The sequence below is a fragment of the Halalkalibacterium ligniniphilum genome, assembly GCF_000334155.1.
GTDB classification, from domain to species: Bacteria; Bacillota; Bacilli; order Bacillales; family Bacillaceae_D; genus Halalkalibacterium; species Halalkalibacterium ligniniphilum.
In genome coordinates, this window is the sequence record NZ_ANNK01000001.1 from 1 (window position 1) to 14,273 (window position 14,273).

Consider the following 14,273-nt stretch of genomic DNA (forward strand, 5'->3'; position numbering starts at 1 on the left):
TGTCGTTTTTGGCGACTAGATTAATCTATCATATAACCTATCGTTCCGTCAACAACTTTTTTAAAATCATTTTTATCGTTCATCAGCGACAAGAAAAAATATAACACAGGCTAATAATCAACGCAATACTTTTTTTATAAAAAAATTCGTTTTTAACGTCCACTCGTTTTATATAGAGAGCAAGTAAGAATCGCGCTGGAAACGTCTATTCGGAAACGTTTTTTGTTTTGGCTGGAGGAGCTAAGGCGACCGTGAGCCGCTGGTGCCTGGAGCTAGACAGCTTTGTGGTTTTATACTCTCTTATTTTTTTCAAGAAAAACATCCTATCATTATCAATCAAATGATTTCTTCAATGTGAAGATTAGATTGATTGATCAATTGAATAATTTCTCCGCTCCCTTTCTTAATCATTGGCCGTGTCGGTTCCGATGGGTCAATAAAAACAATCTCACCTTCTGTCCCATCCGTTAGACGCACCCGCGTCCCAATAGAAACATTGGCCAAATTTGATACAAGGGTCTGAACAACTGTGGGGTCAAACTTTCCAAAGCGTTCTTTTGAAATCGCCTCAAGCACACGGTAAGGTGATTTTTTTGAACGGTAGAGCCGTTCTGATGTCATTGCATGATAGACATCGGCAACAGCAATAATCCGGCTAAAGCCATGAATTTTTTTTGAGTCTGTTCCAAGAGGATAACCACTACCATCTTCTCTTTCATGATGCTGTAGCACACCTAATAAAAGAGAATCAGTTATTCCGGTCATACCTTTTAACATTTTGTAGCTATGAATCGGATGTTTTTTTAGTTCTTCATACTCCGATTGTGATAGCGGTCCTTTTTTAGAAAGGATCCGAGGAGAAATTTTTGCCATACCAGCATCAGCAAGGGCACCAGCAAAGCCCATTTGCATCCACTCACCTTTTGAATAGCCTAATTTACTTCCTAAAAAAGCAGTTAGAAGTCCGACAGCCACTGCATGATGGTACAAGTACTCATCCTTCATGCTGTAATGATGAATTTGGATCAGTTCATTCTTTTGTTCGCTCACACGTTCAAATAACGGCAATAAACACGCGCGAATACTAAACATATCGACACGATTTCCTGCTTGCCAAGACTGGAACAAATTCTTGTATTGTTTGACTGCTTCTAAATAATAGTCAAGAAACGAAGATGTCTTTTCTTTCACAATCCGTTGCTCTGTTTGAACTTCTTCCACAAACACCTCTTCAGGGGCAAACCTTTCGCCATTTGCTAACACTGCTTCTACTTCCACAGCGTTAATAAGAAATATGTCCAACATATTAATATCTTCGAAACTGAGCACTGTTTTTTCTTTAAATAACGGATAATCTGTCTCTGCAAACACATCACTTGCTAAAATGCATCCTTCTTCTAATTGGCTCGGCTTGACCTTCATTGGACATTCTCCTTCTCCAAATTCCTATTCATCTTCTATTATACAACTGGTTTCCTTGATTAAAAAGAGACGAGCAAAGTGTCTTCCTAGTCTTTTTGGAATCAAATCACCGCTGCTTTGTTCGCTCATTTGTACTAGAGCTCTGCCCCTTTGAATATAGTCTTCTATGAACGGAACTCTCCTCCCTCCTTTAAGCTTCGCCTTTTTTTCCATAAATAAAGCTTCGCTTTTCGCCAAGGCCTTCAAATTTGTAGCTACCTTGATAAACGTATGTGTTAAAAAATCTATACTTTCTTTCTTAACGTGTAAAAAAAAAAAACTGACTCCGGTCTGACCTCTTAGTGACACTAGAAAACATGACGATTTTGTCCATGCATTTTCTAGTGTTTTTTAAGAAGTCAAGACTCTAGGAGTCAGTCTTTTTGTTGCAATGTCTTACTCTTCATCTTGCTGATCTTTTGTTTCCTCTTGACCGGTCTCTTCGTCTGGCGCTTCCATTTCTTCTACGTCTTCATCTTCAATATCGACACGAGCAACCGTTGCAACCTCTTCCCCTTCATCAACACGAATCAAGGTAACCCCTTGAGTATTACGACCCGTAACGGAAATGCCGTCTACATTTAAGCGTATAATGACTCCACTTGCTGTAATAATCATTAAATCATGCTCTTCAGAAACGACTTTAAGTGCGACAAGCTTACCGTTCTTCTCGGTAATATTACTTGTCTTGATTCCTTTACCGCCGCGTGTTTGAATCCGGTACTCGTCAATTGGTGTACGTTTTCCAAATCCTTTTTCAGTCACACTCAAAACATAGTGGTTCTCTTCTACAATATCCATTCCAACAACGCAATCTTCGTCGGCTAATGTAATCCCTTTAACGCCTGTTGCCGTTCGACCCATTAGGCGGACATCAGTTTCATGGAAGCGAATGGCCATTCCTCGTTTCGTACCCACTATGATTTCTTTGTTCCCATCCGTCAAACGAACACCATGCAGCTCATCGTCTTCTCGAAGATTAATCGCAAACAGGCCACCACGACGAATGTTAGCAAAGGATGAAAGCTGTGTACGTTTTACCACTCCTAGCTTCGTCATAAAGAAGAGGTAGTGGTTCTCCGTAAATTCTTCAATCGGAATAACTGTACTAATGTATTCGTCCTGCTCAATTTGTAAAAGGTTAATAATTGGAATCCCTTTTGCCGTTCGACCAAGCTCCGGAATTTCGTATCCTTTTAAGCGATACACTTTTCCTTTGTTGGTGAAAAAGAGAATCGTATGGTGGGAATTGGTCGTAAAGAGATGCTGAACAAAGTCGTTATCATTGGTACCCATTCCTTGAATTCCTTTTCCTCCACGTTTTTGGCTGCGGTAGGTAGAAATTGGAAGACGCTTAATATACCCATTATGCGTAATCGTAATGACAACATTTTGACGAGGAATCAAATCTTCGTCCTCAAATTGATCTTCACTTGCAGAAAGTACCGTGCGACGTTCGTCATTATACTTCTCTTTGATTTCAAGTAGCTCTTCACGAATGATTTCAAGTACTTTTTCCTGATCTGCTAAAATCGCCTTTAGCTCAGCAATACGAGCAATTAACTCTTGGTATTCTCCTTCAATTTTATCACGTTCTAAGCCTGTTAACCGTTGCAAACGCATATCTAGAATCGCTTGCGCTTGCTCGTAGCTTAAGGAAAAACGCTCGATCAATCCATTTCTAGCAATATCCGTTGTTTCAGAATTTCGTATTAAATTAATGACTTCATCAAGGTGGTCAAGGGCGATGCGCAGCCCTTCAAGAATATGAGCCCGCGCTTCCGCTTTACGAAGCTCAAAAGCCGTACGGCGTCGAATCACTTCCACCTGATGATCTAAGTAATGCTCCAAACATTCTTTTAAATTCAAGACTTTCGGTTGTCCGCCTACTAAGGCAAGTAAATTAATCCCGAAGCTTGTCTGCAATGCTGTCTGTTTAAAAAGATTGTTAAGCAGAACGTTTGCATTCGCATCACGGCGAACTTCAATCACAATCCGCATCCCATTTCGATCCGATTCATCACGGAGATCAGTGATCCCGTCGATCTTCTTATCGCGAACAAGCTCTGCAATTTTTTCAATCAGCTTTGCTTTGTTCACCTGGTAAGGAAGTTCATTGACAATGATCTTTTGCTTACCGTTCTGTTCTTCAATTTCCGTTTTTGCCCGCAACACAATGGAGCCTCGTCCTGTTTGGTACGCTTTGCGAATGCCAGAGCGTCCAAGAATTTCAGCTCCTGTCGGAAAATCAGGTCCCGGTATAAATTCCATTAACTCTGGAATACTAATTTCAGGATTTTCGCTTAGTGCAAGGACTCCATCAATCACTTCTCCAAGCTGGTGAGGGGGGATGTTTGTTGCCATCCCAACGGCAATCCCCGAAGCACCATTCACGAGAAGATTCGGAAACCGTGACGGCAAAACAATTGGTTCCCGTTCTGAACCATCGTAGTTATCTTGATAATCGATTGTGTCCTTGTTAATATCACGAACAAGCTCCATCGAAATTTTCGACATTTTCGCTTCCGTATAACGCATCGCAGCAGCTGCATCACCGTCAATGGATCCGAAGTTACCGTGACCATCAATTAGCATGTACCGATAGCTAAAGTCCTGCGCCATTCGGACCATCGTTTCATAGACAGCCGAATCTCCGTGGGGATGGTACTTCCCAATGACTTCACCAACGATACGGGCGGACTTCTTATATGCTTTATCCGAAGTCATTCCAAGTTCGTTCATTGCAAACAAAATTCGACGATGCACGGGTTTAAGTCCATCACGAACATCAGGCAGGGCACGACTCACAATGACGCTCATGGCATAATCCATGAACGATGTTTTCATTTCCTGACTAATGTTAATCTCTTTGACTCTTGATTGTTCATTATCTGCCATTTTTTAAACCTCCATCTATCAGCCTAAATGTCGAGATTTTTCACGTACTGGGCGTTCTCTTGAATAAAATCGCGACGAGGCTCCACTCGGTCACCCATTAGAATTTCAAAGATTTCATCTGCTTTCATTGCATCCTCAAGAGTGACTTGAAGAACCGTGCGATTTTCAGGGTCCATTGTCGTCTCCCAAAGCTGTGACGGATTCATTTCCCCTAGACCCTTGTATCGCTGAATTCCCGGCTTCGGTTTTTCTGGAAGTTCACGTAAAATTGCTTCTAGTTCACTATCTCCATAGGCGTAATGAATTTCACGCCCTTGTTGAACTTTATATAGCGGCGGCTGGGCAATATAGACATAGCCATGATCAAGCAATGGACGCATGTAACGGTAGAAGAACGTCAAGATTAACGTTCGAATATGGGCGCCATCGACATCTGCATCCGTCATAATAATGATTTTATGATAACGTGCTTTTTCAATATCAAAATCATCGCCAATGCCCGTTCCTAAAGCCGTAATGATTGCTCGTATTTCATTGTTTGCAAGAATTTTATCGAGTCTTGCTTTTTCGACATTGATGATTTTTCCTCGCAATGGAAGGATTGCCTGGAAGTGACGATCTCGCCCCTGCTTGGCCGAACCACCAGCAGAGTCACCTTCAACAATATAAATCTCACTAATGCTTGCATCACGAGACGAGCAATCTGCAAGCTTCCCTGGCAATGAACTCACTTCAAGCGCACTTTTTCGGCGTGTTAATTCACGGGCTTTCTTCGCAGCTTCCCGTGCTCTTGATGCCATTAACCCTTTGTCGATAATCTTTCGTGCTACTTGTGGGTGCTCATTTAAAAAGCGAGAAAAATGCTCTGAAAATAACGAGTCGGTAATCGTCCGCGCTTCGCTGTTTCCAAGCTTTGTTTTTGTTTGCCCTTCAAACTGAGGATCCGGGATCTTCACCGAGATAATGGCTGTTAATCCTTCCCGTACGTCTTCTCCAGTTAAATTCGGGTCATTTTCTTTAAGAATGTTATGTTTACGTGCATAGTCGTTAATCACACGTGTCAAACCTGTCTTAAAGCCAGATTCGTGGGTTCCACCTTCATGGGTGTTAATATTATTAGCAAATGAATAAATATTGCTTGTATACCCATCATTATATTGAACAGCAATTTCAACTGTAATCTCTTGCTTCTCACCCTCAATATGGATCGGCGTCTCATGAAGCGTTTCACGGGTACGGTTTAAATGCTCAACAAAGGAAGCAATACCACCCTCATAGAAAAATTCAGCACTTTTTCCATCTTCACGCTTGTCAGTGATCAAAATTCGAAGTCCTTTGTTCAAAAAGGCTAATTCTCGCAAGCGAGTGGCTAATATCTCGTAATCAAAAACCGTCGTTTCCTTAAAAATTTCTTCATCTGGTTTAAAATGGATTTTTGTCCCTGTAATGTCTGTTGTTCCAATAACTGAGAGGTCTGCAGCAGGCACGCCGCGCTGATATTGCTGATAATAAATCTGACCGTCACGATGAACTTCCACCTCAAGCATTGTCGATAGTGCATTTACAACAGATGCCCCTACACCGTGCAGTCCGCCTGATACTTTATATCCTCCGCCACCAAACTTACCCCCTGCATGCAGCACAGTCATGATGACTTCAACAGCTGGACGACCCATCTTTTCATGGATTCCAACTGGAATACCGCGCCCATTATCAATAACCGTAATACTATTATCTTCTTCAATGAGGACTTCAATCGTATCACAATAGCCTGCCATCGCTTCATCGATACTATTATCGACAATTTCCCATACGAGATGGTGAAGACCTCTGCTGCTTGTTGAACCAATATACATACCCGGTCGTTTCCGAACCGCCTCTAATCCTTCTAAGACTTGAATCTGACTTTCATCATAAGAATGTTGTTCACTAGTCACTTTCTTCACCTTCGCTTCCAGTTAAGCATGCATGATGCATGCAAGTATTTCATCTTTTTCGTTCTTACCAGCCATGATGCTAAGACAGGCTAGCCGTCTCCTTCACCGAAGTTTTCAAGCTCGGAAACTGCTTGGGCTCGACGTTTCAAAGTAACCGAGGAAATCGGGGAATAGTATATTTTCGTTTGCGTTACCACAATGGACTTCATCAAATCCGAAGAAATGTTGATAATTTGACGACCCTTTTCATGCTGTTCCAAAAAATGCTTCGTGATACCAGAAGAATCCTTCATATCACTATTTAAAATCGCAATAACATCCTTAGAGCGAATCACTGTATCTCCACCTAAATGAATGAACATGACTCTTCACCTATTCCTTTCTCCTTAGCGTCCCTTGCTCTACGGTATAGGTTGCTGCCTCCCGTAAGGTTTGATGGTCGATCCCATCAACGCTTGTCGTCGTCACAAACGTTTGCACTTTATGTTGAATCGCATGGAGTAAATGAGATTGCCGATAATCATCAAGTTCTGACAGCACATCATCTAATAAAAGAATCGGGTATTCTCCAACGGTTTCTTTCATCAATTCAATTTCCGCTAATTTTAGCGATAATGCCGTTGTTCGTTGCTGCCCTTGAGATCCATACGTCTGTACGTCCTTCTCATTGACTGAAAAAGCAAGGTCATCTCGATGGGGGCCAAACAGAGTCGTTCCTCTTTGCACTTCCCGTTCTTTCTTTGCCTCATATTCCTGATAGAATGCTTCTTCTATTTTCGACAAGTTCGCGCCTTCTGATACGTCTACCGACGGTAAATATGTAACCGTCAACGCTTCTTTGCCACGACTAATTTCGCGATGAATCTCTTCTGCCCAGCCTTGAAGCAGCTGCAGGAATTCGAATCGTTTTTTCGTTACCTCAATTGCCGTCCCAATAAGCTGTTCCGTTAACACATCAAGCATTGTGTTAGGACCGGTTTGACGCTGTCCTTGGAGATTTTTCAAAAGAGAGTTCCGTTGCTGGAGAATTTTTTGATAGGTCGCAAGCTTATGGAGATAAATCGGACTCATTTGCCCAAGCTCCATATCAAGAAACCGACGCCGTATTTGCGGACTCCCCTTCACCAAATTCAAATCCTCTGGTCCAAACATTACCACATTAACAGCACCGATATAATCACTTAGCCTCCGTTGTTCAAGACCGTTCACTTTTACTTTTTTTCCTTTCGTTGAAATGACAACATCAAGCGATAGGGGCCCGTTTCGTTTTTCAAAGGAGCCTTCAATTTTCGCAAATGCTTCATCCCAACGAATTAATTCTTTATCCCTTGGGGTACGATGAGATTTGGCCATTGCTAATAGATAAATCGCCTCAATGGCATTTGTTTTCCCTTGTGCATTCTCACCAAGAATCACATTTACATTTTGTTGAAAGGCGACTTCAAGCTGTTCATAGTTCCGATAGTGACGCAAGGTTAACGTTTTTATATACAAAGGGAGTCCCCCTTACGTTTGTGAAACAACATGGATGCCTTCACCATCTCCAAGTCTCACCCGATCTCCTGGGTATAGCTTTTTTCCTCTTCTTTGCTCAAGCTCATCGTTGACGAAGACTTCATGTTCCGCTAAATACCACTTCGCCATTCCGCCCGTATCAATGGCTCCCACTTCTTTCAGTAGTTGACCTAAGGTAATGTATTCTGTCTTTATGGGTAACTGCTGTGACATTTGCGACCTCACTTCCTTCACCATTGTCTTTTCTGTGAAAAGGGACGGAGCTTCAGTTCTTGTTATGGAAGCTCTTTCCCCTTGATTTAAGCTGTATAACGTGAACCTACGAACTCGTGTTCATTCATGTAGGAGGAGCGAGTCGCTTATGCAGGTTACTGTATACGAGCAAAGATAAGACAGCATTCCAGAATGAAGTGCTGCCTCCCTCGCTCTTATCGTCCATTTTTATCTACTTCTTATTGTACTAGACTATTGCTCGCTCGCCAATACCCTTCAAATCGTTACGTTTTTTATGACGATTCGTTGAAACGATCTAATATCAACGAAATCCTTTTAACATCAACGTTCCCACACCTTTTCTAAGCATAAGGAGGCGCTCTAGGACAAAAGAATCTTTTTCACAAAATAGACAAACGTTCATGAGTAATTGCTTCTCCAAATGGAATAAAGCGAGAGTCTTTTTCACCCTCTTTCGCCTGTACACGAGCTCATCCTTTTATTTATAGAAAAAGCACCGTTATGAAACGGTACTTTTGACATAAACCAATAAAGTCGTTTGTGAATAGCAAGCATAACCTTTTTAACAAATCAATAGGTTCGAACAGGTGAGAATAAATGCATGGAATTGTCATGATCCGTCGGACAAATGACAAATGGACTCATGGCACCGGTGAACATAATGCGAATTTCTTCACTATCAATAACTTTTAAGGCATCAATAATATTTTTCCCGTTAAAGGAAATTCGTAATTCCTCTCCTTCCATTCCTAAGCTTTGAATGTTCTCCGTAACTTTTCCAATTTCCGGCGTAATCGAAGTAATCTCGATCAAGCCATCTTCAAGGGTTTTTAAGTTAATCACATTATTTTTGCCTTCTCTTGAAAGCAATAATGCCCGTTCCAATGTTTGTAAAAATAGTTTTGTTTTCATATTGAAGGATGTTTTCGATTCAGTCGGAATCATATTTTTTGTATCAGGGTACTTTCCATCAAGCAACCGTGAAAAAAACAATAAATTTTTCAGTTTAAAAAGAATCTGGTTTTCAGTTACGACAACATCCATGAGTTCGTCTGTATCTTCTAAAATTTTACTTAGCTCATTTAAGCTTTTTCCAGGAATAACAACATTGGAAAATTGCAGATTCTCATCGTTGCGCTCAACCGCAGCTTTGCGCAACGCCAAGCGATGGCTATCTGTAGCAGTACAGATCAATTCATTGCCGTCAATGTCAACATTAACACCTGTCAAGATTGGACGTGTTTCCTGAGTTGACACAGCAAATACGGTCTGGCGAATAATATTTTTAAACATGTCTTGTGGAATACGGAAAATGCGATCTTCCTCAAGCTGCGGAAGACGTGGATACTCATCAGGGTCAAGACCATTTAAATTAAAAACGGATGAACCTGAACGTAGAGTTGCTGCAAACGCACCTTGAACAATCACCTCGATTTCTTGCTCCGGTAACTTTTTAACGATCTCCGAAAAAAACCTTGCTTGTAAAACAATACTTCCCGTCTCTTTGACATCAACATATTGTTTGTCATCTTCTTCAACCGGAATAAATGTTTCAATAGAAACATCTGAATCACTACCAGTAAGAGTCACACCTTCTTCAGTGGCAACAATTTTAATTCCAGTTAAGATTGGAATCGTTGTCCGTGAAGAAACTGCTTTTGCAACATGATTAACGCTATGAACAAATTGATCTCGATGAATCACAAAATGCATACGAATAGGCTCCTTTTTCTATACATTTATTTCTACGAAAAGCGCAAGTCATCTTTAGCTAGATAATTTTAAAATGCTATACTTATTTATTTTTTAATAAAAAGTAGCAGTAATAGTAATAAGGCTTGTGGGTATGTGGAAAACTAAAGATGGCGAGAAAGTGATAGCCTATACACATGTGGATAGAGTGTGTATAGGCTCACTTTAATTATTCACAATTACTCACAGCTATGAGCGAAGATGGTCAATAATTTCTTGAACTTTTTGCTGTAAATCCTGATCGGTTGAAAGTAATTTTGAGATTTTCTCATGGGCATGAATGACCGTTGTATGATCTCGTCCACCGAATTCACTGCCGATTTTCGGTAAAGATGCATCGGTTAATTCTCGTGACAGATACATGGCAATTTGGCGAGGGAAGGCGACCGATTTTGTCCGTTTCTTTGCTTTAAAATCCTCTAATTTCACTTGAAAGTAGCTACCGACCATTTTTTGAATATCCGCGATCGTTAACACTTTTGGCTTTGCATTCGGAATAATGTCTTTTAAAGCTTCGGCGGCGAGATCAGCATTCATGTCCTGGTTAATTAAAGATGAGTAGGCTACAACTCGAATAAGTGCCCCTTCAAGCTCACGGATATTTGTGTCGATTTGATTGGCGATATAAAGCATGACTTCATTTGGTATATCAAGGTTCTCAGCCTTGGCTTTTTTTCGTAAAATCGCAATTCGAGTTTCCAAATCTGGTGGCGTAATATCCGTAATTAAACCCCACTCGAACCGTGAACGTAAGCGATCTTCTAGCGTGGGGATCTCCTTCGGTGGACGATCACTAGAAATGACGATTTGTTTATTGTCTTCATGCAACGCATTAAAGGTATGGAAAAATTCTTCTTGTGTTTGTTCTTTTCCAGCTAAAAATTGAATATCGTCAATCAGGAGTACATCAACATTCCGATACTTATTCCGAAAATGAACGGCTTTGTTATCACGGATGGCGTTGATAAATTCATTTGTAAATTTCTCTGATGAAAGATAGACAACCTTTGCATTAGGATTATGCTCCATGACATAATGTCCAATCGCATGCATGAGATGGGTTTTACCTAAACCGACGCCGCCATAAATAAACAGGGGGTTATACGCCTTAGCCGGTGCCTCTGCTACTGCTAAGGAAGCGGCATGGGCAAAACGGTTTCCTGAACCGATGACAAAGGTGTCGAAGGTATATTTATCATTAAGCATGCTTTTGGGTATTTCACCATTTGCTACAGGCTGCTGCTTTGGTGTTTTTTTTAATTCGTGTTCCAGAGGAAAAGGGTCCTCTAGCTGATTTGCAGGAATAACAAAACGAGGGGTCAGACGAACCCCTGTTAAATCGTCGATCGTTTCTGAGATTAACTCATCATAATGTTTCTCAAGCCAATCCCTAGCGAATTCATTCGGAGCTGTAATGATAATCGTGTCCTTTTCAATATCATTTGCTTTGGTTGCCTTTAACCATGTTTCGAAGCTAGGTTTACTAACCTTTTTTTCCATGGCTTTTAACGCACGCTCCCATAAATCGTGGATATTCTCCAACAGTCGCTCCCTCCTGTTCTCCAAAAACTCAATTAGTACGTTCCCGTGAAAAGAGCTAAATACGCTCGCCAATGAGAAAAAACTAGGATGTACAACCTTTGTACACCTAGAATAAAGAGATGAATAAATATAAACGTACACAAATAATGTGGAGAAAGATATAATATAGTAGAAAAGTGTCGTAAGTTGACATGGTCACAAGTTGTGGACAAGAAAATACAAAAGAATAAACAGCTGTCCACAATATTACCCACAGGATGTGGATAACGCATTATGATAAATCACTTGTTCACGAGTGAAAACAAATATATCTTAGCAAATAAAACGTTCTCGTGCAAGGATTAGAGTGATTTATCCACAGAATACTATATCCTGTGTCAAATCATTATCCACAACACAAGATTATGTGTGCAACTTGTCGATATCTATGGGGAAAAGTAGGAAAGTGTCGAAAAGTAGTTATCCACATGAACGATTCGTGTAAAAGAAGCTAGAAGCGTATGTTGTTTGTAGAAGGAAGAGGAAAAGCTTCTGTGAAGGATGCAAAAAAGACAAGCTTGACAACAGACCCTTACGTTCCTTATAATTTACAAGAATGTCTTTTAGAAGAGTATATCCTCAGGGAGGTGTTTTATAGATGGGTAAACCAACATTCCAACCGAATAATCGTAAGCGTAAGAAGGTTCATGGTTTCCGTGCACGTATGAGCACGAAGAATGGCCGTAAAGTATTGGCTCGTCGTCGTCGTAAAGGAAGAAAAGTATTATCTGCATAGGCCACTGGTTGTCAGTGGTCTTTTTCTGCGGTGAGGAAAACAGCAATTCAAAGGGAGTAGCGGTCTGGGGTGGAAACGGAAATGAAGAAAGAATGGCGAATTAAAAAAAATGACGAATTTTCTCGTGTATTTAATGAAGGAGTTTCCGTTGCCAACCGCCAATTTGTTTTATACGTACTTGAAAAAGAGGGACAAGAGCATTTTCGGATTGGTCTCTCAGTGAGTAAAAAGCTTGGAAATGCTGTGACTCGAAATCGGATCAAGCGTCTCATCCGTACTGTTTTTCAAGAAGAGAAAGAAGCATTGCTAAAGGGTAGAGATTACGTGATCATTGCCCGGAAACCAGCAGCTGATCTGGATTATGAGCAGGTGAAACGTAGTTTACTTCACGTTTGTAAAAAAGCGCGAATCCTAAAGCGGGGAAGACAGTAAGGCTGGTTACGCTTGAAGAAGAAGAGGGAGAAGAACGGACATGTTTAATGTTGTCCCGAAGCTCTCTTTTGTTATAAATTGAAGATTTTTTGCAATTTTTAAAAATTAAGATAGCTAAACAAGTTAGAGAGAAAGATTGGAATGAAAACAAGGAGGAACGCTTGGTGATCAAGAAGTTAGGTCTTGCTTCGATGTTAATCGGTCTACTTGTAGTGATGACAGGCTGTTTTAATGTGAACGACCCGATTAATGCGCAAAGCGAGGGGATTTGGGATTCTTATTTTGTGTATCCATTATCATGGCTAATGATTTATTTTGCGGACATGTTTAATGGGAGCTTCGGGCTTTCAATTATTGTCGTCACGCTTTTGATTCGTTTGTTAATTTTACCGCTCATGATTAAGCAAACAAAGAGTACGAAAGCGATGCAGGCACTAATGCCTGAGATGCAAAAATTACGTGAGAAATACAGTGCAAAGGACCAGAGAACGCAGCAAAAGCTTCAGCAAGAAATGATGAAGCTTTATAGTGACAATGGCGTAAATCCATTAGCAGGGTGTTTACCGCTCTTCATTCAAATGCCAATCCTATTGGCATTTTACCATGCTATTATGCGGACAAGAGAAATTCAAGGAGATTCATTCCTTTGGTTTGCTCTTGACGCACCAGATCCAATCATTTTGCCAATTATTGCAGGGATTACGACATTCATTCAACAAAAAATGATGATGGTGACCGACAATCCTCAAATGAAGGTCTTGCTTTATGTGATGCCGGTCATGATCGTAATTTTTTCCATGTTCTTCCCGGCTGCCCTTGCATTATATTGGGTAATTGGAAATATTTTCATGATTATACAAACGTATTTTATTACCGGACCGAACGTTGGTAACAAAAAAGTAGCTGACGCAAAGACGGGAGGAAAGAAAAAGTGATCAAACGGAGAGTGTCAGGTAAAACGATTGAAGAAGCTGTTGAAAAAGCAGTAGCTGAGCTTGAAACAACGAGAGACCGCATCACGTATACGGTGTTAGAAGAACCACAAAAGGGCTTTCTTGGGTTACTCGGGGGAAAACCAGCTGTAATTGAAGTCATCGTAAAGCCTGAACCCGTTGATAAAGCTTTTGCATTTTTAGAGAAATTAGTTGCAAATATGGGATTAGAAGCAAAGATAGAAAAACGAGAAGAACAAGGTATGATGATCTTTGAATTATTCGGTAAGGAAGGGATCGGCAGTTTAATTGGTAAGAGAGGGCAAACCCTTGACTCTCTACAGTATTTGGTCAATCTCGTGGCTAATCGTGACGCAACCTCGTTTGTCCGGATTCAACTCGATGCGGAAAATTATCGTCAAAGACGAAAAGAGACGCTTGAGCAATTGGCAGTGCGACTTGGAGAAAAAGCACGTTCGATAAAGAAAAAAGTGCCTTTAGAACCGATGAACGCACATGAACGCAAAATTATTCATGCAACCTTGCAGCATACAGATGGAGTACAAACCTATTCAGAAGGTCAAGGCAACGGACGACATGTTGTCATTGCGCCGAAATGAGTTAGGGAGGCTGTGACAAAAGAGTTTTTATTGATAAGAAATCTGAACGTCATGATCGTTGCTGCATAGCAATCGCTTCGGAAATATACTCCGCTAAGGTTGTGCATTGTTCGCATTTTCAATCATACACGTTCGTTGCGCTCATTCCTTGATAAGATTGCCCCACTATGAGCGC

Annotated in this window: 13 protein-coding genes; 4 read left to right on the forward strand and 9 right to left on the reverse strand. The window is 40.8% G+C overall.

The window, feature by feature from the left end; all coding sequences use genetic code 11:
* Positions 1 to 336: 336 nt before the first annotated feature.
* The 9 genes from BLT_RS0100005 to dnaA form a co-directional block, all read right to left on the reverse strand.
* Entirely contained in the window at positions 337 to 1,422 is a 1,086-nt protein-coding gene (locus BLT_RS0100005) for an HD-GYP domain-containing protein (RefSeq protein WP_017725787.1), read from the reverse strand.
* Positions 1,423 to 1,446: 24 nt separating this feature from the next.
* The gene (locus tag BLT_RS0100010; RefSeq protein ID WP_017725788.1) at positions 1,447 to 1,668 is read right to left on the reverse strand and encodes a hypothetical protein; all 222 of its coding nucleotides are present in this window, start codon (positions 1,666 to 1,668) and stop codon (positions 1,447 to 1,449) included.
* A 189-nt stretch (positions 1,669 to 1,857) separates the two neighbouring features.
* On the reverse strand, positions 1,858 to 4,359 hold the full coding sequence (gyrA, locus tag BLT_RS0100015; protein WP_017725789.1) for a DNA gyrase subunit A: 2,502 nt from the start codon (positions 4,357 to 4,359) through the stop codon (positions 1,858 to 1,860).
* 23 nt (positions 4,360 to 4,382) lie between these two features.
* Positions 4,383 to 6,296, reverse strand: coding sequence for a DNA topoisomerase (ATP-hydrolyzing) subunit B (gyrB, locus tag BLT_RS0100020; protein WP_017725790.1), 1,914 nt, complete (start codon positions 6,294 to 6,296; stop codon positions 4,383 to 4,385).
* An 89-nt stretch (positions 6,297 to 6,385) separates the two neighbouring features.
* The gene (gene remB, locus BLT_RS0100025; protein WP_017725791.1) at positions 6,386 to 6,658 is read right to left on the reverse strand and encodes an extracellular matrix regulator RemB; all 273 of its coding nucleotides are present in this window, start codon (positions 6,656 to 6,658) and stop codon (positions 6,386 to 6,388) included.
* Positions 6,659 to 6,668: 10 nt separating this feature from the next.
* Entirely contained in the window at positions 6,669 to 7,790 is a 1,122-nt protein-coding gene (gene recF, locus BLT_RS0100030) for a DNA replication/repair protein RecF (protein WP_017725792.1), read from the reverse strand.
* Positions 7,791 to 7,802: 12 nt separating this feature from the next.
* Positions 7,803 to 8,024 (reverse strand): S4 domain-containing protein YaaA, encoded by a 222-nt coding sequence (gene yaaA, locus BLT_RS0100035; RefSeq protein WP_017725793.1) that lies wholly within the window; start codon positions 8,022 to 8,024, stop codon positions 7,803 to 7,805.
* A gap of 591 nt (positions 8,025 to 8,615) precedes the next feature.
* Complete coding sequence (gene dnaN / locus BLT_RS0100045; protein ID WP_017725795.1) at positions 8,616 to 9,758, reverse strand: DNA polymerase III subunit beta; 1,143 nt, start codon at positions 9,756 to 9,758, stop codon at positions 8,616 to 8,618.
* Between the two features lie 228 nt (positions 9,759 to 9,986).
* Complete coding sequence (gene dnaA / locus BLT_RS0100050; protein ID WP_017725796.1) at positions 9,987 to 11,339, reverse strand: chromosomal replication initiator protein DnaA; 1,353 nt, start codon at positions 11,337 to 11,339, stop codon at positions 9,987 to 9,989.
* Between the two features lie 637 nt (positions 11,340 to 11,976).
* On the opposite strand from dnaA, the gene rpmH reads away from it, so the two are divergent.
* From rpmH to jag, 4 genes are all read left to right on the forward strand, one after another.
* Positions 11,977 to 12,114 carry a 50S ribosomal protein L34 gene (rpmH, locus tag BLT_RS0100055; protein ID WP_003323480.1) on the forward strand — a complete coding sequence of 46 codons (138 nt, stop codon included), beginning with the start codon at positions 11,977 to 11,979 and terminating at the stop codon, positions 12,112 to 12,114.
* Positions 12,115 to 12,195: 81 nt separating this feature from the next.
* The gene (rnpA, locus tag BLT_RS0100060) at positions 12,196 to 12,546 is read left to right on the forward strand and encodes a ribonuclease P protein component (protein ID WP_017725797.1); all 351 of its coding nucleotides are present in this window, start codon (positions 12,196 to 12,198) and stop codon (positions 12,544 to 12,546) included.
* A 191-nt stretch (positions 12,547 to 12,737) separates the two neighbouring features.
* Positions 12,738 to 13,481 carry a YidC family membrane integrase SpoIIIJ gene (spoIIIJ, locus tag BLT_RS0100065; RefSeq protein ID WP_394295486.1) on the forward strand — a complete coding sequence of 248 codons (744 nt, stop codon included), beginning with the start codon at positions 12,738 to 12,740 and terminating at the stop codon, positions 13,479 to 13,481.
* Positions 13,478 to 14,098 carry an RNA-binding cell elongation regulator Jag/EloR gene (gene jag, locus BLT_RS0100070; protein ID WP_017725799.1) on the forward strand — a complete coding sequence of 207 codons (621 nt, stop codon included), beginning with the start codon at positions 13,478 to 13,480 and terminating at the stop codon, positions 14,096 to 14,098. The genes spoIIIJ and jag overlap by 4 nt, the downstream gene beginning before the upstream one ends.
* Positions 14,099 to 14,273 lie beyond the last annotated feature (175 nt).